The sequence below is a fragment of the Paenibacillus sp. 01T431 genome, from assembly GCF_056398625.1.
On the sequence record NZ_JBFTPT010000021.1, the window covers coordinates 27,036 to 48,220 of the forward strand.

The following is a 21,185-nucleotide window of genomic DNA, read 5'->3' on the forward strand; positions in this document are numbered from 1 at the left end:
AACAACTGCCAATTCATTGTCGTGCTGGATACACTAAAAAAAGATTAAATCGATTAAAGACGCAAAAAAAACAGGTCAAGAAATGCTTGACCTGTTTTCCTGTCATCTATATTAATCGCCTAGCGGGAACCAGCCTGGCGTATGAACAATTGCTTGCCAGAGCGGGGTAGGAATGACCAACCGATCTTGATCATCCTTGCTGAGCGTTGTTTTTATTTCCGATTCGCGGCCTTCTTGCACTTTCTCGACCCAATCCGGTTCAACAATAATTTCACGGCCAATCGCTACAAGTGGAATGCCGATATCCAATGCCTTTACAGCATCTTCTGGGGTATGAATGGAGCCCACGCCAATAATCGGTATGGAGTGACCTACACGATCTTTTATCCATTGCATACGCGTTTTCGTTTCTTCAGCACCTCGTTTAGGCAATGACCAGAAATCCATTAACGATACATGAAGATAATCAAGTTCTTTATTGGTAAGCTCATCTAGAAGCCTAAATGTATCCGACATGGTAATACCAGGCGTAGTCGCCTCCTCAGGGGAGAAGCGGTAACCGACTAGAAAAGGTTTTTCCGCATAGGCAGCAACAACTCGCTTCACTTCATCAACGACGGCTAATGGGAAACGCAATCTGTTCTCTATATTGCCTCCCCAACGGTCATCACGTACATTGGAATGCGGAGAGAAAAATTGTTGGACAAGATAACCGTTTGCGCCATGAATTTCAACACCGTCGAACCCTGCCTCAATCGCTCTTCTAGTCGTTTCTCCAAAGTCGCGAATAATCGATTCAATTTCCTCATCTAATAATGCTCTAGGTGTAACCCCAGCGTTCTGCTCCGAAGCTACAGCGCTCGCACTTACCACATCACCATTGGGCACGAGTTTAATTGGACATTCTCTTCCGCCATGAAAAATTTGAAGCACCGCTTTAGCGCCCTTTTCTTTAATCGTTGCTGCCAAGCGCTGTAGACTCGGAATCATGTCATCGCTGTCGCTTGCAAATTCGCCGTGAAATCCTTTTCCGTTTGGTGAAACGTAAACACAAGCTGTAATGACTAGGCCCACTCCACCCGATCTGCGGCTATAATAGCCCAGCTCCGTCTCCGATACCGTTCCGTCTTCGTTTGCTGAGAAATTCGTCATTGGTGCCATAACAATCCGGTTTTTTAATTCAATACCGTTTTTAAAGGTCATTTGTTCAAACAATGGCATATAAGTTGATTTCATTTATTTCATCTCTCCCGTTATCCTCTGTTTATCTAACTAACTGTAACTTTTTTGTATACTGTAATATTATTTCATACAGTTAGAAATGTCAAGCAGCAAAAAAAGCATCCCAAACCATAAGGCTTAGGCATGCTTTTTCTACTCTTCCCCATTAGTCTTGCTTATATAAATACTCGACTTCACTTCTATTGATGTATAAATTCCAAAATTGATCCGCAATTTCATCTGGATCATAGAAGCTTCCTTTGGCAACAAAACCAGCAATCGTTACGGTACCAACATAAATGCCATGCGGTTGTAGTTCTTGTGAAAGTGAGAAAGCAAGAGAGCGAATGCCCGCTTTACCGATCGACAATGACGACAATTCAGCAGCAGGTGCCAGCGCCAATCCGCCGCCAGTAAACAGTATTGCCCCTTTCTTATGCTCAATCATATTAGGAATGACTTGATTCGCGCTCGTTAACGCTCCAACAACATTTACTTTAAACTCCTCGAGCAGTTGCGTTTCAGTTAAATGTGTGGGTGTAGTCTTGGATATGACAGCCGCATTATAAACCAGAACATCAGGGGAACCATATAGCTGCTTAATTTGTTCAAATGCAGAAGTTAATGATGATGAATCGGCTGCATCAGCCTTAATGCTGTAGGCTTCAATCTTGACTTCATTAAGCTCCTTCACATAGGTTTCCAGAGCATCCGTGTTCCTCGCTGCAAGTACAACGCGAAATCCTTCGTTACCGAATTTCCTTGCAACACCCGCACTTACACCTGGTCCAGCCCCGACAATTACGACTAAAGGTTTGCTCATCTCGCTCTCTCCTTCTAGTTAAATCATATAATTTCCAATTTATTACACTTGTAGGTAGAGTCAAATTTTATCATTTTTCGCATCATTCATCTAATTCAAATATTTTATATCCTTATTATGAAATCGATCTGTTTCAAAACAAACAGCCCCCCAAAATCAACTACAATGCAGCATTCACTGCATGTAATTGAATATAGAGAGCTTCGTTTATTTTACGATTGGCTTCTAAGCGGTTGTTGAAGATGATTTGGTCTTCTCAAGCTTTGTCTGCCTAGCTGCTTTATCACGCGATGGTCTGAATAACAAATAATACAAGCCAACAATGATTGCAGCCAAGATTGCTAAGGAAAAGAAAATATTGCTATACAGGTAAGCCCCGTTATGAATGGCAAATGGGTTAAAATGGACCGCTGTTTGCTTCAAATCCAGCATTTTTCCGATAATACTTGTTGTCATTGCTCCCGAGATAAAGTTAAGCAAGGACATGAGTCCCATCCCTACTCCTATTTGCTCCTTGGCAAGCGTTCTTGATATCGTGTTGGACATCGCAATTTGCATAAAGGTTTGACCTATATTTCCGAATATTAACAAAAACACGATTAGATATGGTGATAATCCAACAAACACTGATAACAAAATGAAACAAGTAAAGCTTAATGAAATCGCAAGGTATACTAAAAATGAGTTGCCTTTCTCATCTGCAAGCCTGCCCCCGCGTCGCCCCATCAATGCAGAGGTAATAGCTGCGGGAAACATGACAAAGCCGATAATGGCAGGGGACAACTGGTTAAGTCCCGCCAAAAACTGTGGGGTTACAAAAGGCATGCTAAAGCTTAACGATGTAGCTAGAAAGGTCATGATTAAGCCAAACGTATATTTCTTATTGCTGAACAGCTTGGGCTGGATAAACGGCTCAGACGCTGTTCGAATGCGAACAATAAATAAAACGAGTGTTACAGCACCGCCTAGAGCAATAAACCAACTTCCAACTGAAATGGACATCAGTAATAATGCGACGGAGCCTCCAAGCAGAATGCCGCCCAAATAGTCAATTTTTTGAGCTTTTCCTCTGTCGTTGTCCAAATATTTTCTAAAGAACGGAAGTGCAATCAGCGGAATCACTGATATTAAAAATAAAAATCTCCAGTTGATGAAGCTTGTAACGATTCCGGCAACAATGGGCGCGAGTGCGGTTCCAAGAGCAAGACCCGCCGCAACCGTACCTAACGCCCTGCCACGCTTCTCAGGAGAGAAATAACGTACTGGGACAATCATCGCTGTAGCTGGGATAACGGCAGCCCCGCTTGCTTGCAGCACCCTCCCCAGCACGATCATCCAATATTCAGAAGCGAGCAAACCTACAATCGATCCAAGTGCAAAGATAATTAATCCGAAGGTCAATAGATCCTTTAGCCGATATTTGTCCGCGAGCTTTCCGTAAGTAACGGAACCTACTGCAAAAACGATCATATACCCCGTAATCAGCCAGCTCACCTGTGAGGCGGTAATGCCAAATTCCTTGCTGATGACAGGCATAACAACATTAAACATTGAAGCATTCATAATAGAGAAGACTAATGTAAAAGCTAATATAGGCAGCAGCTTCTCGCCTATTTTTTGTTTATCTGTAACTTCCATATCCCGTTACGTCCTTTCCTGTTTTAGACTGCATTTAGTTTGAATTCAAACTATATGTCCGAATATAACAAGCGTATCGCTTACTCATACGCTTTAATAATTTTTCTGAGTAAAACATGTAGATGTGCCGCTTCTTCCTTGGTTAGCAAATGGTCCGATTTCTCTTTCGCTTGTGCAACAGCATTTGAAGCTTTCAAGGACATTTCTATCCCTTGCTCGGTTAAATAAATTCTTTTCATTCTTGCATCCGAGTCATGCGCGCGCCTTACAACCCAGCCTCTCTTCACCATCCCGTTGATTAAGCTGGTTACACTCGATTTGTCTATAAATAGCAGCTTCTCCAAGTCGGCATTCATCACGCCTGGTTTCATAGCGAGCAAATGAAGAGACTGTGATTGCTGAGGAGTGAGGCCGAGCGGTCGAAGCGAAGTTTCAATTTCACGCCGAATATTCGTAAATGCCAGTTTTATAAGCAATGTACTGCTGTCCTCTTGCTCCCAAGGAAAACGAGTAATGTGATTGTCTTTTCCCATTCAGAGCACCGCCTAAACTAGTTTGAATTCAAACTAATAATAAGGATGTAAGATTGCTTTGTCAACGAAAATTAACTGGACTGCGCTCGTTAATCTCCTTTTTCTAGTCTATAACTTCAATTCTCTTGTTTCATTTCATATAAAAGAGGTTATAAACAATAGAATTAACTGCATATAATCAAATAGCTTGTTTCACATTACAAGGAGGATTCAATCATGGACTATATTATTAACAAAACATTTAAAAACGTGGATGTATACTTTGACGGCTCTCATTATATTGGCTGCTCATTTATAGACTGCACGATTCATATAACATCACTGCGTTTTAATTATGATCGCTGCACGTTCTCTGGTTCAAAATTCAAGCTCAGCCCTAAAATGCTTATGCTGAAAAACGTTTATTCATTATTGCCTTCATCTATAACTGGATAAACGAATGTACAAGCCTAAACCTTATGTCCAGCTTCAGGGAAACTAAAGTTTAAAAACTTTAAAGCCTCTGAGCGCTGGGCATTTTCTTTTCCCCTAAAAAAGATGTTCCACGTCGTTCACGTTTCGGTTTAATTTCCTAATTGAGGAAACATTAATGAGTAAGCAGGCTATACTTTATGTGTCCCACATGGCAAAATAATGAATAGTAAGGGACAAACCATACATAAGGGGAATATTAATGAAATGGATTCGCGAAATAGCTTACAAGCTGCATCTAATTAAGCTTGTATCCATCCTATACCGTGCAAGAGTACTGCGTTTTCTACTGCCAGTTGCTATTATCGCCTTTGTTTACTTCGAAGGAAAAAAACAGTTCCGTGAGATCCACTGGGGAAGAATGATCCATGAGTTTCATCACATGCACCCATTTACGATTTTTCTTCTGCTCAGTTTCTCCATGCTCGCTGTCTCTGTCATGAGTACTTATGACTTGTTGATTCGCAAGCATTTTCATTTAAAGATTGGGATTTGGGATACGATTCGTTATGGATGGATTGCAAACACCTCAAACAATTTGATTGGTTTTGCGGGTCTTACAGGAGCAGGGCTGCGATCAATTTTATATCGAAATCGAGAGGTTCCCATCGGGAGTATTGCTGCTTCTGTTGCCTTTCTTTCGACGATAACTTTTACAGGTCTATCGCTGCTAGCATGGCTGTGTATTATCGGCATTTTCCCTGTTCAAGCATTGCTGAATGCTCATCCATGGCTTACCTATGCGATGTGGGCAATCGCACTGTATTTACCGCTATTCGTGCTGCTTCAAAGAACTTCGCTTTTCTCCAAATGGATTAATCGGAATCGAGGACAATTGACTTGGCGCATTATGACCGCTTCCGTTGGTTCTTCCTTTTTGGAATGGTTTTTTGCTGGTATGACCTTCTGGCTTATTGGAGCAACATTTATTCCTGAACTTACATTTACAAACGCGCTTGGAATTTATACGTTAGCAGCAATAGCCGGCATTATAAGCATGGCGCCTGGCGGTATCGGTGGTTTTGATTTAACGGCTATATTAGGCTTACAGCTGCTCGGCTTTCCACCTGATAAATGCGCGGTCATCCTTGTTCTGTTTAGAATTCTGTATTATTTTGTGCCATGGTTAATCGGCCTTATGATGGCAGCATTCGAGTTTCCTATGAACCGGAAACGATCGGAGCAGTCTGATAGCGGCATCATAGATCGAGCATTAAATATTTGGCAAAGCGTTTGGCGCTGGCCGGGACAATTTGCATTTATCGGCGAGGTTGGGGCATGGTCACTCGGTAAGCTTGTATTTGCGAGTGGGGTCATATTGCTGCTGTCCGCAGCGACACCCGCTTTACTTTACAGGATACATTTTACGGAAGAATTGGTTTCGTTTCAGATTATGAGGCTGTCTCATCAATTAAGCATCATCATCGGCATTATGCTGATCATGCTGTCTCGCGGCATTTCACTTCGAGTGAAGCGAGCCTATTACTGGACACTTTTCCTGCTTTGTGCTGGTTCCTTCTTCGCACTTGCCAAAGCGTTTGATTACGAGGAAGCTATATTTCTACTCATTGTCGCGTTGCTGTTATGGATTTCAAGACATCGATTTTATCGATTGGCTATACCCGTAGGGATTTATAATGTGCTAGGCTGGGGGCTTATTACACTCTTAATCACCTATGGTTATTACCTCATCGCATCCCATTCGTATCCGGCATTTCTCAAACATCTGCCAAGAAAGGCTCACACCACATGGCTGATAGATCCAAGCCAGCATACGATAGCTGCGATATTTGGTCTCTTGGTTGCTTGGCTCTTCCTATCCTTGCTTTATATGTTTCGTCCTAAGCCGCTCGCCGTTTTAGAAACAGCCGAGGATGAGCAGTTGAAATTAAAAGCTTTTCTTGAAAAGGAACAAGGAAATTTATTGACGCATATGCTCTTTACCGGTGACAAGAGCTTCTTCTGGGCGATGAAGGATCAAGTGTTAATACCCTATGCGAAAATTCGAAATAAGCTTGTTGTGCTCGGTGATCCTTTAGGTCCCAAAAGCATGATTAGCGAAGCGATTCAACAGTTTCAGCAATTTGCCGATCAGTTTGCAGTAGAGGTTGTATTTTATCAAACGACACCTGACTATTTACCGTTTTATCACGAAAACGGCTATCGCTTTTTTAAACTGGGTGAGGAAGCATTGGTTCATCTGGACAATTTCACGCTTGTCGGAAAACAAAATGCCAGTCTTCGGGCGGTTAAAAACCGCTTTGAACGTGAAAATTTTCAATTTGAAATCGTACATCCGCCTCATGATAAGCAGTTGTTAAAGAAACTGTCGTTCATCTCTGACCAATGGCTGGATGGAAAACACGAGAAGGGTTATTCTCTCGGATGGTTTAATGAAGATTATTTGCAGCTCGCGCCCATTGCGCTATTAAAAAATTCAGATGATCAAATTATTGCTTTCGCTTCTTTGACGCCTGCCTATGACGGTACGACCTTATCTGTAGATTTAATGCGCTATTTAAAATCCACCCCAAATGGAACGATGGATCAATTGTTCATTTGCCTTATGGAGTGGGCAAAAACAGAAGGATATGCGCAATTTAATTTAGGGATGGCTCCACTTTCGAGTGTAGGCCAGAGCCAAAACGCAATAAAAGAAGAGAAGCTGGCACGCATTCTGTTCGAGTATGGCGGAAGCTGGTATGGCTTTGTTGGCCTCCGGCGATACAAAGACAAGTTCTCACCACATTGGGAACCGCGCTATTTAGCGTATCCTTCGACAGTATCATTACCGCTCTTGCTAGTCGAGCTGGTACGGTTAATCTCACGGCATCCGAATAAAAACAAATAAAAGCAAAGCCCATGGAATCCCATGGGCTTTGCTTTTATTTATAGAACAAGCTCTAATTAATGCTGCCTACAAGCTTCATAACGGCGTCTCGCGTTAATTTGTTACCGCCAACTGCAATGAGGTTAATGGTTGCATGAGCCAGCGTAAGCGGAATTTTGCAAAACTCTAGCGCAGGACCGCCTTTTAAATCAGATATATACGAATCCGCCAACTTCAGGTTGCGGCGCGTGTACTTAATCATTTCTTTCTGTCCCCAGCCTTCAGGGAAAAAGTCTACGCCACGTTCAAGATCCTCTGTGCGATTACGCAGAATATTTACGGCTTGTAAGCCTCTTCCGAAAGCAACTGCTTTGATTCGGTCTGATTTCGTGCCATCGTGCCAGAACCATATGTCAGACAACATTTCCCCTACCATACCGGCAACACTATAAGTATAATTATCCAGATCCTCTTCCGTTCGGATATCCCAGCCTTCATGAACCCAATCAGCCATCTGCTTGGCCATTGTCGCTGTATGGTTATAAACGACATTCGTAACCGTCGGAGGACATAAAAGCGCCCATTCATGAATTCTCATCGTAACTTCCGGCAGTGTTTCTGCATAAGGAGAAAGGAGTTTTTGCGATTCATTAATCACATCATCGGAACTAAACGCATCATGAATGCCAAGCAATAATTCTGCTTTCACCTCATCTGCTAGCGTCTCATGATCCTCAATTTCATCAATTGCTCTCATACACAAATAAGCGGATGCAACTGCATCCTTTAAACCTGACTTCAACCTGCTGATGGGAATATAAAAAGTACGACTTGTTTGCTTTAACATGATCATCGCATCATTCAAAATAAAAACTCCTTCATTATGGCAGCTTTACTTTTAACTTGTTTTAATCGTTAATATTATAATACCATACATGGATTTAGATGTGCACCGCAACTGTGATTTCCTGCGTTTATCCTTCTTGATTTAGGAAGAACCTGTAACCGTATCCTTAATATCGGAGGCTTTTGGCATAATTATTCAGTTAGGATGACACATTTCCCTCTCCTTTCATTTAAACGCAGCCTTACTTCCTGAAACGATACCCTTAATAAAATACAAAATCCCGAATGTTAAACTCATCCAATTGAGTGTTTAACTTTCGGGCTGCAAAAAAGATGAGCTGTGAAACAGCAGTTTATTTATCATAAGTGACTTCTTTTATTCTCTTACTTTAAAAATAATATTTTCAGCTGATAACCTGTTAAGAAGAACGTTTCTCTTAAAAGAAAAGGAAGCTTAGTACCCAAACTCTTGTAGGCTGACGTCTGAGTTGGTGAAGAGTAAGCATCCATCCCTAAGTGTCTAGTCATAAGAAGAGCACGCTTCATATGCAAAGGATCGCTGACGATGGTAAAGGTATTGATTTGTTGTTGTTGTGCTATCGCATGGGCATTAGCTAAATTTTGTTCCGTGATTTTTGAATGCTCTTCAAGAACAATATCCTCACCTGGAACCTTATACTGCATAACATATCGTTTTGACACTTCCGCTTCAGACAAGGAATCTCCCTTACCTGTGCCTCCAGTAACGATTATTTTCTTTATGTATCCATTGTTATAGAGCCAAATGGCATGATTCAATCTGTTCTTTAGAACTGTCGACGGTTTATCGTCCCAGACTGCTGCCCCAAGCACAATTGCGGCATCTGTGTAAATGAGCTCATTCACCTTAGCAAACGAAATAATGCTCCATACTGCATAGAGAATATACACAAAACATAAAAGCACAGCAATTGCTGTGCCTTGTATAAGTCTCCTTCTCACTGCTGTACCCTCCTAACATGGCATATTGGTTTACACGTCACATTTATGGCCGAATATATTTTCTCCGAAACTCTCGAGGTGATTTCTCATACTTTTTTTTAAACGCTCGTTCAAAGTTAGGCAATGTATTAAAGCCCGCGGCATAACATACTTCCGTTATCGGCAAGATTGAACTGCTGAGCAATGCAGAGGCGAAATGAAGCCTTTTTCCTTGTAGATGCTCTTGAAATGATGTACCTGTATGCTTTTTGAAGCATTCACTAAAATAATTGGCTGATATTCCAGCATATCTCGCTATTTCATCTAATGAAAGCGGCTCTCGAAAATGGTGTTGAATATAGATGATCGACTTTCTAATGGAAGAAGGGATTGTGCTAATGGCTACATAGTCGTCAAGCAAGCGCTGATGCCCGTTATTTCTATAGAGATGGATGAGTATTCTCTCAAAACTTCCCTGCACCAGCATGCTGCTGCCTAGCTGCCACATTTGTGATTCATTCCAAATCCGAGTAAATTCCATTTCAATTTCACAAGCACTTTCGTCACGAAAAGTATGCAAATGAAGCGATACCTGTTCAAATAACATTTCTGTCAGCTCTGGGCGGATAAATGATTCATCAAAAATAAGATTAAACAAATGAATCGTTTGTCCTTCATCTGGGATGATCTCATGGAAATCTGCCGTTGTCAGCAGAAAAGTCATTCCTTTCTCTAAAGGAAAAGGCTCTCCGTTTATAACATGAGTTCCTGTACCAGACACTACAAAGCCCATTTCAAAAAAATCATGCCAATGGGCAGTAATTTTGTTATCGATCACATGTTTGAAAATCTTATAGGGGGATGACAAGGTCATAAAGTTTTTACCAAGCAATCTCTCAGGTGTTAATTCATACTTCATGTCGATTTCCCCCTATCAGACTTTTATTGGTCAAACCATTCGGCATATTTGGCAGCCATATAATCGGTCATCCATTGATTTACTTCTATTAAATCAACAATAGGCTTATTGGTAAAGGGCACCGTTGGCATATAATTCGGTGGACCGAACTCTGCTGTAAAAGTTGTCCAAGTTCTTTCCTGCGCAGCTTGCTTCATAAATATCCGCTGCCACCAGCCTGTAAATAAAGCAAGCTCCGATGCGTATTCAGGCGCGCCAGGATGTGGCACTTGAGGTCCCTGCGGAAATCCGACACGGCCATGAACATGTATGCTGCGATCAATAGCAAGAGCAAGCTCATCCGCATGATTATCCAGATGCGACTCACATACGTTCACCCAATGGCTGAAGTCTGCAGTGATGCGCAAGTCAGGAAAACGCTTCAGCAATCTTGCAGTTGTCCATGGTGTAAACATCGCTCGGCTGCGATGGGTTTCATGCCCGACCTGAAGGCCAGACCTTTGTTCAATTGTAAGTGCTCCTTCAAAAAAACGATCCTGCTCCGCTTCTGACATGCTGTCTCTAGCGCTTTGCGAGTTAATAAACAGCGGATTAAAATCCGTTGCTCGCATGACTTGTTTCTCGAAGCTATCGAGATGGTCATCATGTGTACTTACCTGCGCGATGAAGGCCAGCTTATTTGTTTCCAATGCCGCTTTAAAGGACTTTTCTTCAGAGGCAGGCGGCAGCGGCGCTTCTATTCCAAAGTAACCTGCTTCTGCTGCATATGTCAAAAGCTCCTCATAGCTACCCTGCATTCCCCACAACGCTTTTATTCGTCTCAATTCCAATACCTGTCCCCCCCTTTTGTTAAGCCTATTATACATTGACAAAAGGATTGCCGGCTAAATCTTTTCCACGCGCTAGCCAGATTTTATGACCACGGTTCTTTTCAGTATAGACTTGCGCATCCGTTGAGAAATAACGCATCGTATAACCACAGCGGCGGAATTCACTTTTGTTAGGAGCTGCACCATGTATGATGCGAGAATCATGGACAGAGCACTCGCCTGGCTCAAGCTCGAAATAAACGGCCTTTGACTCATCCTTATTGCGAATTTCCGTATCAAAAATGTTGTCATTGCCATCCACCTGCTCGTACTCCGAGAAACCATTGTTATGCGTTCCCGGGATGACGCGCATACAGCCATTTTCCTTAGAGCTGCGGTCAATAGCCAGCCATACGGTCACAATGTTATCAAATCGGCTAAGTCGTCCGTTCCAATATGCGGAGTCTTCATGCCATGGCGTTTGCTTGCCAATAAGCGGCTCTTTGCAGATGAAATGACTAGACCACAAGCCAATGTTAGGACCAATTAAAGGCTCTACCAGATCAAGCACTTCATCGCTTAATAGAAACTTAAGTAGACGCTCATCACGGAAATGCGGGGTATCGAGCTCGCTGTTCAGCTTCCGGCCCACAAGCTCCCATTGCTCCTCAAAAATATTAGTCAGCTCTGTCATCTTATCTGCGCTAAACAACTGTTTCTTATGCAGCGCATAACCATTTTCCTTATAAAACTGTACTTCTTGCTCCGTCAATGTAGATATCGACATCAATATCGCCTCCAATAAAATGGTGTATTGCTATGAAATGATCATAACGGAGCAAGAGCAAACTTACTTCTTATCCCATCGGCAAAAGTATGCATATCTTCTGATCCAACTGCTCGCTTATCCAGAAAATAAATTTAATAAGCAAAAAGCCGCTTCCTAATGGACGCGGCTTTTTCGTTGTTTATCCTGCAATATTTGGAATGCATTCTTGAATAATAAGATTCCTTTTCCTTGCTGGAATCCTTATATGGACAGTTGTTCCAATACCTATACGACTGAATATGGAAACCCCATATTCTGAACCATAGTGAAGCTTGATTCTCTGATCGATATTTCGAATCCCATATCCAATGTTCCCTTTATCTAGCCCGCTGAATATTTCATCAATTCGCTCCTGCGGCATTCCGAACCCGTCGTCGATTATCTTATAATGCACTGTGTTTTCTTCCATATAGGTAACAATCCGAATATGAATGCGATCTCCGCTCCATGCGTGCTTAAGCGTATTTTCAATGAAAGGCTGCAAAATAAGCTTCACCGTCTCAAAAGGCCATATATTCTCATCAATCTCGAATAATACTTCCAGACGTTTCCCGTACTTCACCTTCTGTATGCTTACATATGCGTTGGCCTGCTCCATCTCCGCTGCGATTGGAATCATCGTACGGCCTGAATTCAGCGTAAGTCTATAAAACTTCGCGAGCTCCAACACCATTTTTTGCAGTTTTTCATTTTCCCCGAATTTTGCCAGCTGGTTGATCGATGAAAGGGTATTGTATAAAAAGTGCGGATTGATCTGAAGCTGCAGCATTTCCAGCTCAGCCTCTTTTTTCTGAAGCTGCGTCAAATATACCTTATTAATTAATGCCTCTACATCCTCGCCCATTCCGTTTAGCGCCGTTGCAATTTGAGAGAATTCATCCTTCCCTCTGTAGGCAATTCGCTTATGCAAATCCCCCTCGCGGAAAGCATTCAACACCGATACAAATTTCAAAATTCGTTTGGAGAAATAACGTGAAATAAAGACACCCGCAAACGTTAACAAAACAAAGCTTAGTACGCAGATGAAAATAATAAATGCCCGTACCTTCGCAGCTTCCTGCTCGATAATGGTAAGTGGAACTTGCGCCACTAATGTCCAATTCTGATTGAGCAATTTTTCTTCTATTCTTAAGTATTCTTGCTTATCGCTATTTTCATTTGTCGATACATTTTTGTTTATTTTCGAAACTGGTTTGGTTGAGCCTTCCGGAAGCTGCCCAGAGGAGAAAATAACGTACCCCGTAGAATCCACGACTGACAGCATGCTGCCGTCGCCAAGCTTCGAGAAGTCAACGCTATTAAACAGCTCCTTCATCTGAACGCTAAACCGCATAATAGCCAGCTCTTCAACTTCCAATGGATTATCGGTGTCGACGATACGTCGTATCATTGAAATACGATGATCTCGTACATCCTCTTCAACCTGTTTCCACTCCATAGTCACGCCGTATTCTTCTTTTGGAATGGATGTGTACCATAACTTATCCTGAATGCGGCTCATATGATAAATATCATAGGTTTGCTCTTTGGATTCATCGTTATCGGCAGCATTGTCTTTCTTCCATCTATTCTCATAAATTTGGTTCACCGTTTTATTATGAAAGTAGACAGACAACCTTAAATTCATCCCAATAGATTTCGAGGCGCTTTCCAGCTTTGGGCTAATGATCTGATTCATTCGATTTAAATTGGCAATGCCTATTTCATCAACTCGAATGCTCTGAACCAGATTATAATCATCATAGAGTGTAGACGATATTCGGACAATATCATCTAGTTTATACTTCACGTTGTCGCGCATTTGCTCCATCGTTCCTTCAATATTCATACGCGTCTGCTTACGCATGGAAGAGTCATACATCGAATGAGACACATAGAAATTGACAACGACCAAAATAACGATAAAGATCATATAGGACAGCATAAGCTTGTATCCGATCGGCATATATCCGAGTCTCTTTCTATTCTCCCGGACTATTTTCATCTAAAGCTCCCCCATTATTGATCAATTCTCTCTCTTCCGATATTCCATAGGTGTCATGCCAAACTTCTCCTTAAATTGTCGGCTGAAATAGGGAAGATAACGATAACCAACCTGATCGGCAACTTCATAAATTTTTATCCCGGGTTGATTGAGCAGTTCACATGCTTTCTCCATACGCAGATGCACGAGCAGTTCATTGAAGGTATGACCTGACTTTTCTTTTATTAAAAACCCCATATAGCTAGGCGAGAAAGAAAACTGCAGCGCCATATCTTTGAGGGTAATATTTTCACTCATCCTCTCCTTAATTGACTTCGTGACGCTGCGTATAAACTTGCTGTCTTTCATGACGTTTTTCTTCTGCAGTCGTTCAGAAATTTCATATAAGAGCTTTACAAGCCATGAACGTATATCGTTAATCGTTTCGAATTGCATTAAAACTTCGAGATGGTGAATATCAATGCCTAGCAGTTCAAATAAATCCTCATTCATTTCACTTAAATATTGATCCAGCTTCCATATAATATAGCTGGTCATATGATGAACAGTAAATCTGGAGCGAAGACTAGAAGCTGATGCAAACAAGTTCTCGAATTCGTCGTAAATCCGAACAAGCTCATATCCTTCCATGGCCTTTAATAGTGCTTTCATTCGTGTATCCAGAATCCGAGCGTCCAGCATGCCTGGTTCCGCTCTGACTTCTTCATATTTGATGATATCCCCTTTTCCAAGAAACATCTTGCCTTCAACAGCTTCTATCGCTTGTCGGTACGATACTTGCAGCTTTTCTATCGAATGAACTGCTTCACCGAGGCCGGTTGTTATCGATACCGTTAGATGCTGCGAAAGCGCATCGCATAACGTTTTGACGGTTTGACCAATAGCTTTGTCTTCCAGTAATATAGCAATGCGTTGAGATGACAGCTTGCAGTATGGAAGCATGCCTATCTTTTGAATTGTTTCATGTACAATTTGAAGAGAGTTGCGCGACCATTCTCTCTGTGAAGATGCGTTCTCGGTTTGTCTCAACGACTGATTATCCAGTTCCATAATCGCAACACGGATAGGCCAGTTCAATTGATCGAAGCCATAGTGTAAAATCAGCTTGGACATGGAAACGCCCTCCGTCGTTTCCAATCCTTCCAACACATGAATCAAAAAGTCGCTTTTGGCAATCGGAATCATTTGTTGATAGGCTTCTTCCACTTCACGCTGCTTGTTCTCCTCATCAAGATCCTGCTTCACCTTTAACAAAGACGACACCAATTCATTGTCATCCATTGGCTTTAGCACATAATTGTAAGCCTTTAAAGATAACGCCTGCTGTACGTAGCTGAACTCCTGATAGCCGCTAACGAATATAATACGCATATTAGGCTTGCGTTCGAGTGCAATTCGGGCAAGCTCAAGTCCTGACATATAAGGCATATTAACATCGCTGACTAATATATCGATGGGCTGCTCATCTATGATTTCGCATGCTGATAATGCATTATTTACGCTGCCCTTCACTTCCATTCCAAGCTCAGACCAAGGAATAAACCGTTTCATTCCTTCCAGATCGAGTTCTTCGTCATCGACTAACAATACCTTATACATAAGAGCAGCTCCTTCAAGTTAACAAATTTACGTTACTCTTGATTTAATACTTTTAAGTTTTCTTGCCACTTCGACGTAATAAAATCTAAATAATCTTGAAAACCTGATTCCATCGAATCCTTATGCGCTAAATCCAAAATCTCTAATACCTCTTCATCCGTTTGCCCGTACATCGCATATGAGCGCGCGCTTAACCATATTTCTTTCACCCGGGCAAAAATTCTGCCTTCGTCAGAATTTGGAGTCGGTTGCAAATTGATAAACGGTGTTGCATCCCCCTGAGATTCCCAAGTTACCTTTTGCTGCCAATATGTAGACCAGTTTCGCTTGTCCTCAGGCAATGTTTTTTCATAATCGCTTTTGGTTTGATCGAGATATACCGTGTTGCCAACCCAAATCAACTCGCCAGAGATTGCTTGTATTTCACTCAGCCCATCCGGGTCTGATGTGTATTTGCTCGTAAATTTTGGCGTTATTCCATCTTCTTTGAAGCCATCCCAGTACCCGTTTGGCCCCGGCGGGCCCCACATCTGAACAGCAGAACCTTCCGGCCCTGTCATCCAATCCAGCATAGCGAATATCGCTTCTGGATTTTTTGCGCTTGTCGTTATTGTAGAGACATTCCAGCCAAGCACATTGTATGTGCCAGGATAAATCTTATTCGGATCCAATCCTTCCTTATAAATAGGATCGATAAAGATATAACCATCCTCCGGATTTTTCCTTACAAGCTCTGCATTAGCCAACATCACTTGACGCATAGGGTCCGCACTGGCATAAACCGCCACTTTACCGCTCATAAGCTTCTCACTTACCTGATCATCCGTTTGGGTCCAAGCATCCGAGGTAATCAATCCTTCACGCACAAGCTTTGCTACAAATAATGCCGACTCGCGAAATCCTTCATCTTTATAGATCGATGTCATCTTATCTCCACTCGTTACAGCGTAGTAGCGAGTAAAGCTATAATTATTTTCCTTGAAAGCGGAAAATAATTGATCAATTCCTTGCCCCTCACTGGCAATTCCTGTTTCAAAAGGTACGACGTCAGGATAGTTGGCTTTTACTTTATTGAGGTAATCATAAAGCTCATTTGTCGTAGATAGCTTAGGGGAACCTAATTCCCGATATATTCGTTTATTAACGACATAACCTGCGTTGCCGTACGGTTTATTAGTGTAATAATTTGGAAAATAATAAATATGTCCATCTGGTGCTCGAAGCAAATCTAAAATTTTAGTGCCTGCCCATTTTTTTAAATTTGGATATTTATCTATATAGTTATCGAGCGGTACGAGTAAGCCCGCTTCACGCAAACGTTCCAGATCATAACCGCGATCACCCCAAATGATATCCGGCAGCTGCTTGCTGGCAATCATCTTTCGAAGCTTCTGCTTTCCGTTTCCTTCTACGTCGATTCCTTTGATGTGAATATTAAGATTATCCTTAATCCACTTCGAAGAGGGATCTGCGCCCCACTGCGGCATCGAATAATAACTGTAGTGACCATAAAAAGAAATATCAAGCCTTTCTTTGCCTAGTTCATAGAGCTGATCGGGAGGTAGATTTATTTGTATTTCTTCCGTTGTTCCCTCATCAGTTGTTGGAACTGGTTTACTGTCTACTCCACTGCAGGCGACAAGCATACTAACAATGAAATAGACCAACATGAACCGCAGGAACCTCTCTTTCTTCGCGTACACTGACCAAGCACCCCTTATATGAGCAGCATTTTTTGAAAAATCTCCCTTTAATAATATCAAAATAAATGCAAGCTATATATATAAAAGTTAAGTATAACCAAAAATACAGAGATATCCCAAGTGATCCAAATGGATCCCTTGGGATGATCTCTTTCACTATTAAACCTTATTATTCTCCAAGAATAGTTCTGTTAGCATGCCATCTTTCAGTACGCCATTCTAGAAGCTCTTTGTATTTATACGAATTAGCTTTCTTCTCAGCTGCATCTAGAATACGATCAACATCTGCATCACTCTTAGCTGTAGTTGATTCTGCTAGAGTCTCAAGAGTAAGATCAACAATTTGTTGTCTGGTATCACCGTATGGAGAATCCGGCTCAATATTAATGTTGGTAAGCGCTGTTGTATCATTAGATGAAGGCCAAGTAATATCTCTCTGCCAACGTGCTGCCCAGTTTTGTTTTTCTAATGGCAGTGAATTAACGTATTTCAATTTTGCTGGGTCGATATACGATACGTTTCCTACGATGTGAACAACATCGTTTGCAGCCTGAATTGCTGTTACTTCCTCTTCATTGTAGTTTTCAGTAAAGATTGGTTGTTCATTTTCATCGAAACCTTTCCAGTTGCCGCCCTCAGGTCCGAAGAATGAGATTGTCATGCCTTCAGGTCCTGTCATCCAATCAAGTGCTGCGAAGATTTTTTCTGGATCTTTTGCATGTTTAGTAATCGTCACAACGTTCCAACCAAGTGCATCGTAACCACCTGCAAAGATTTTGTTCTTATCAAGTCCAGCTTTGCGAACAGGCCAAATCATGAAATAACCAGCATTTGGATCTGCCTTTCTAAGCTCAGAATCTCCGCGTGAAGCAAACGTAGTAACGCCTGATCCTGCATAAACAGCTACTTTACCAGTTACGATTTTTTCCGCAACGACATCTCTTGTTTGTGTCCACCAATCTTGTGCGATTAGCTTCTCACGGTACAATTTTGCAAGGTATTTTTGAGACTCACGGAAAGAAGGATCTGTAAAGAATGAAACGAGCTTATCCTCTTTGATTACGCCTTGTACATCGCTGCTCAATGATTTGTAGAGGTTGTTTTCACCAAATCCTGCGTAAACAACGCCTTGTCCTTGAATTTCAGAACCACGATCCAGTTCCAATGGAATCATATCAGTGTATTTCTCTTTTACTAATTTTAGGTATGCGTACAAATCATCAAATGTTTCAAGTGCTGGCGATCCAAGCTCAGCATACACTTTTTTGTTCACTACATAACCAGCTGTACTAGTTGGTTTATCTGTGTACCAGTTAGGGAATTTGTACAGCTTGCCATCCGCGGAACGAAGAAGTTCCATGGACTTAGGATTAAGATATTTCTTCAAATTCGGATACTTATCAAGATAAGGATCAAGCGCTACGAGCTGATCATTTGCAATAAGTCTTTCAATATCCGGATTGTAACGATCACCATAAATAACATCTGGCATTTGACTAGAGTCAGCCATAAAGGTCTGCATCAGCTGTGCAGAGTTCCCTTTTGCGTGAATCGGTTTGATCGTTACTTGTTTATTTTCTTTCAGGTATTTCCAAAAAGGGTTTGCATCCATGGTGTCAGGAAAATCTTGCCAGCTGTAGTGCGTATAAGCTGAGAATTCAATCGGGCTAGAACCAAATACCCATGCTTGATCTGCTGGAGCGTCTGTAGCCTCACTCCCTTTATTTGTGTTCGTTGCTGAATCTGTTGCTGCTGGTTTTGGATCATTGCCCCCCGAATTGCTGCATCCTGCAAGTACAGTTACCAGTAGAAACACCGCAGAGACTACCATTAACAGCGGCTTTTTCATTTTCTTCATGCTGATTTTACCCCTCTCATGATTAATATATATGTCCAAAGCGACATTCGCCTTAAACCGCTGGTCAACAAGCTATTCTTTTAGAGATCCAACCATAACACCCTTCATAAAAAATCTTTGAAGAAAAGGATATACAGCGATAATGGGAAGAGACACAATCATAATCATTGCACTAATAAGAGATTTGGAGGTAAGGGCTTTCGATGCCATTTTCTCACTAGCAATACTGTCATTTCCGATCGCATCCGTTAGAACATTAGAGTTCAATACTTTCCGCAATATCGTTTGAATAGGCAGCAAATCTTGATTAGAAACATAGATCGATGGCGCAAACCAATCATTCCAATGGGCAATGGCTGTAAACAAACCAAGTGTGGCGATTACTGGCATAGACAGCGGGAGCGCCATTTTGAAAAATATTCCCCAGTTGCTGCAGCCGTCAATTTGAGCCGACTCTTCTAATCCCACGGGCAAGCTTTTGAAGAAGGTTCGGAAAACGATCATATTCCATACACTGATTAGACCGGGAATAATGTAAACAAGGAAACTGTTCATCAAACCGAGTGATTTAATCAATAGAAAAGTTGGAATCAACCCGCCGCCAAAGTACATCGTAAAGATGAAATAAAAGGAATAATAGCCACGACCCATTAAATAGTTTTTGGACATGCCATACGCGAGCAATGCAGTCAAAAATGTTGCTGATATGGTTCCAATGATCGTTCGGCTAAAGGAAATGTAAAATGCATTTAAAATTTTGTCATCTTGAAAAACAATTTCATAATTTGCAAATGTAAACATCCTTGGCCAAAATGTAATGCCGCCTTTGGCTGTATCTGTTCCCTCATTTAACGATACAACGAGTGTATTCCAGAACGGATATAATGCGGAGAAAGCTAACAGAATGAGGAATACATATATGCATACAACCATAGCTCGGTCGTTATAGCTCAAACGCTTGAAAGTCAATTGATTTCGCCCCCAGTTATGAAGTAATGTTCTACCATAAGCCGTTGCCGGACCTACGGGCTAGGTAGTTAGCCGCCGTCAAGAGCAATACGCTGATCACTGCTCTAAATAAACCAACTGCAACACCGTAAGAAAATTTCCCATTCTGCAGGCCGACCCGATATACATAAGTATCAATAACATCCGACACCGGTCTTAGAATTGGATTCTGGGCAAGGATCAAAATATCTTCAAAACCAGCACTCAATAAATTCCCCATTGCTAGAATCATAAAGATGATAATAACCGGCATAATCGTTGGTATCGTAATGAGATAAATTTGCTTAAACTTGCTGGCTCCATCAATATCTGCCGCTTCATACAAATGCGGATCTACACCTGCGATTGCAGCAAGGTAAATAATCGAGCCAAAGCCGATTTCCTTCCATACCGTGGTCGAAACCAGTATGCCCCAGAAGTATTCCTTTAGGGACAGGAAGTTGACCGGTTCATCTATCGCTCCAACACCTTCAAGCAGCATATTGACACTGCCGTTTTCAGTTGAAAGCAACGCCATAACCATGCCGCCTACAATAACCCATGACATGAAATACGGTAGATATGTAATCGTTTGTACGACTCTCTTAAACACCATATGCCTGACTTCATTAAGCATTAGCGCCAATATAATCGGTGCTGGAAAACCTATTAATAGCTTTAAAAGGCTGATCACAAGTGTATTTCTCATGACCGTAGCGATATCAGGTGCAGTAAGGAACGCTTCAAAATGTTTAAAGCCCACCCAAGGGTTATCGAATATTCTCGATCCCGTAAAAAGGTTGTAATCCATAAACGCCGTCAATACACCATACATAGGTATATAGGCAAATACGAATATCAGCAAAATACCCGGCCACACCATCAATTGCACATCCATTTGCTTCATCAGGCGGTTGAAAAAGGTTTTTTTTCTCGGGCTGTTCTCCGGCGGAGTCGCTGTGTACTTTACCTTCGTTGTTGCTTGCGACATGCTCATCCTCCCATAATAAATTGATATAATTTTTGCAAACTAGCACTGAAGCGTCCTGCATCTTCAGCAGCAAATGCCGTTCATTAGGCTCATTTACATTCTAACTCTGTCAAAATGTTGAAACTATATAATAAAAACCCGATTTTTTATACTTTCACAGGCTTTTATGATAAATTCGATCATT

The 21,185-nt window shown here is 41.7% G+C and carries 17 protein-coding genes; 2 read left to right on the forward strand and 15 right to left on the reverse strand.

Going from position 1 to position 21,185, the window contains the following annotated elements; all coding sequences use genetic code 11:
* Positions 1-111: 111 nt before the first annotated feature.
* From AC1DM9_RS29085 to AC1DM9_RS29100, 4 genes are all read right to left on the reverse strand, one after another.
* Positions 112-1,236, reverse strand: a complete 1,125-nt coding sequence (locus AC1DM9_RS29085) for an NADH-dependent flavin oxidoreductase (RefSeq protein ID WP_477583548.1) — start codon at positions 1,234-1,236, stop codon at positions 112-114.
* 151 nt (positions 1,237-1,387) lie between these two features.
* Positions 1,388-2,044: an SDR family NAD(P)-dependent oxidoreductase gene (locus AC1DM9_RS29090; protein WP_477583550.1), complete on the reverse strand. Its 657-nt coding sequence runs from the start codon at positions 2,042-2,044 to the stop codon at positions 1,388-1,390.
* 225 nt (positions 2,045-2,269) lie between these two features.
* A complete protein-coding gene (locus tag AC1DM9_RS29095; protein WP_441885379.1) occupies positions 2,270-3,682 on the reverse strand; it encodes an MFS transporter in 1,413 nt (470 codons plus the stop codon).
* An 80-nt stretch (positions 3,683-3,762) separates the two neighbouring features.
* Positions 3,763-4,215: a MarR family winged helix-turn-helix transcriptional regulator gene (locus AC1DM9_RS29100; protein ID WP_441885377.1), complete on the reverse strand. Its 453-nt coding sequence runs from the start codon at positions 4,213-4,215 to the stop codon at positions 3,763-3,765.
* Between the two features lie 216 nt (positions 4,216-4,431).
* Here AC1DM9_RS29100 and AC1DM9_RS29105 point away from each other — a divergent pair, with 216 nt between their 5' ends.
* Together AC1DM9_RS29105 and mprF are read left to right on the forward strand one after the other, a co-directional pair.
* The gene (locus tag AC1DM9_RS29105; protein WP_441885375.1) at positions 4,432-4,650 is read left to right on the forward strand and encodes a hypothetical protein; all 219 of its coding nucleotides are present in this window, start codon (positions 4,432-4,434) and stop codon (positions 4,648-4,650) included.
* Positions 4,651-4,888: 238 nt separating this feature from the next.
* On the forward strand, positions 4,889-7,537 hold the full coding sequence (mprF, locus tag AC1DM9_RS29110; RefSeq protein ID WP_477583553.1) for a bifunctional lysylphosphatidylglycerol flippase/synthetase MprF: 2,649 nt from the start codon (positions 4,889-4,891) through the stop codon (positions 7,535-7,537).
* 52 nt (positions 7,538-7,589) lie between these two features.
* Here the strand turns inward: mprF and AC1DM9_RS29115 are convergent, their stop codons facing one another.
* From AC1DM9_RS29115 to AC1DM9_RS29165, 11 genes are all read right to left on the reverse strand, one after another.
* On the reverse strand, positions 7,590-8,369 hold the full coding sequence (locus tag AC1DM9_RS29115; protein WP_076270964.1) for a squalene/phytoene synthase family protein: 780 nt from the start codon (positions 8,367-8,369) through the stop codon (positions 7,590-7,592).
* Between the two features lie 377 nt (positions 8,370-8,746).
* Positions 8,747-9,343 carry a YdcF family protein gene (locus tag AC1DM9_RS29120; RefSeq protein WP_441885371.1) on the reverse strand — a complete coding sequence of 199 codons (597 nt, stop codon included), beginning with the start codon at positions 9,341-9,343 and terminating at the stop codon, positions 8,747-8,749.
* 43 nt (positions 9,344-9,386) lie between these two features.
* The gene (locus AC1DM9_RS29125; RefSeq protein WP_477583555.1) at positions 9,387-10,241 is read right to left on the reverse strand and encodes a helix-turn-helix transcriptional regulator; all 855 of its coding nucleotides are present in this window, start codon (positions 10,239-10,241) and stop codon (positions 9,387-9,389) included.
* A 23-nt stretch (positions 10,242-10,264) separates the two neighbouring features.
* The gene (locus AC1DM9_RS29130) at positions 10,265-11,071 is read right to left on the reverse strand and encodes a sugar phosphate isomerase/epimerase family protein (RefSeq protein ID WP_477583557.1); all 807 of its coding nucleotides are present in this window, start codon (positions 11,069-11,071) and stop codon (positions 10,265-10,267) included.
* A 28-nt stretch (positions 11,072-11,099) separates the two neighbouring features.
* Positions 11,100-11,837 carry a phytanoyl-CoA dioxygenase family protein gene (locus AC1DM9_RS29135; protein WP_083682577.1) on the reverse strand — a complete coding sequence of 246 codons (738 nt, stop codon included), beginning with the start codon at positions 11,835-11,837 and terminating at the stop codon, positions 11,100-11,102.
* 181 nt (positions 11,838-12,018) lie between these two features.
* A complete protein-coding gene (locus AC1DM9_RS29140) occupies positions 12,019-13,863 on the reverse strand; it encodes a sensor histidine kinase (protein WP_339203793.1) in 1,845 nt (614 codons plus the stop codon).
* A gap of 21 nt (positions 13,864-13,884) precedes the next feature.
* Positions 13,885-15,462, reverse strand: coding sequence for a response regulator (locus AC1DM9_RS29145; RefSeq protein ID WP_477583559.1), 1,578 nt, complete (start codon positions 15,460-15,462; stop codon positions 13,885-13,887).
* 32 nt (positions 15,463-15,494) lie between these two features.
* On the reverse strand, positions 15,495-17,132 hold the full coding sequence (locus tag AC1DM9_RS29150) for an extracellular solute-binding protein (protein WP_477583618.1): 1,638 nt from the start codon (positions 17,130-17,132) through the stop codon (positions 15,495-15,497).
* 202 nt (positions 17,133-17,334) lie between these two features.
* A complete protein-coding gene (locus tag AC1DM9_RS29155) occupies positions 17,335-19,023 on the reverse strand; it encodes a type 2 periplasmic-binding domain-containing protein (RefSeq protein ID WP_441885361.1) in 1,689 nt (562 codons plus the stop codon).
* A 72-nt stretch (positions 19,024-19,095) separates the two neighbouring features.
* Positions 19,096-19,956, reverse strand: coding sequence for a carbohydrate ABC transporter permease (locus tag AC1DM9_RS29160; RefSeq protein ID WP_076270966.1), 861 nt, complete (start codon positions 19,954-19,956; stop codon positions 19,096-19,098).
* A gap of 67 nt (positions 19,957-20,023) precedes the next feature.
* Positions 20,024-21,001: an ABC transporter permease gene (locus AC1DM9_RS29165; protein ID WP_441885359.1), complete on the reverse strand. Its 978-nt coding sequence runs from the start codon at positions 20,999-21,001 to the stop codon at positions 20,024-20,026.
* Between the last annotated feature and the right edge of the window lie 184 nt (positions 21,002-21,185).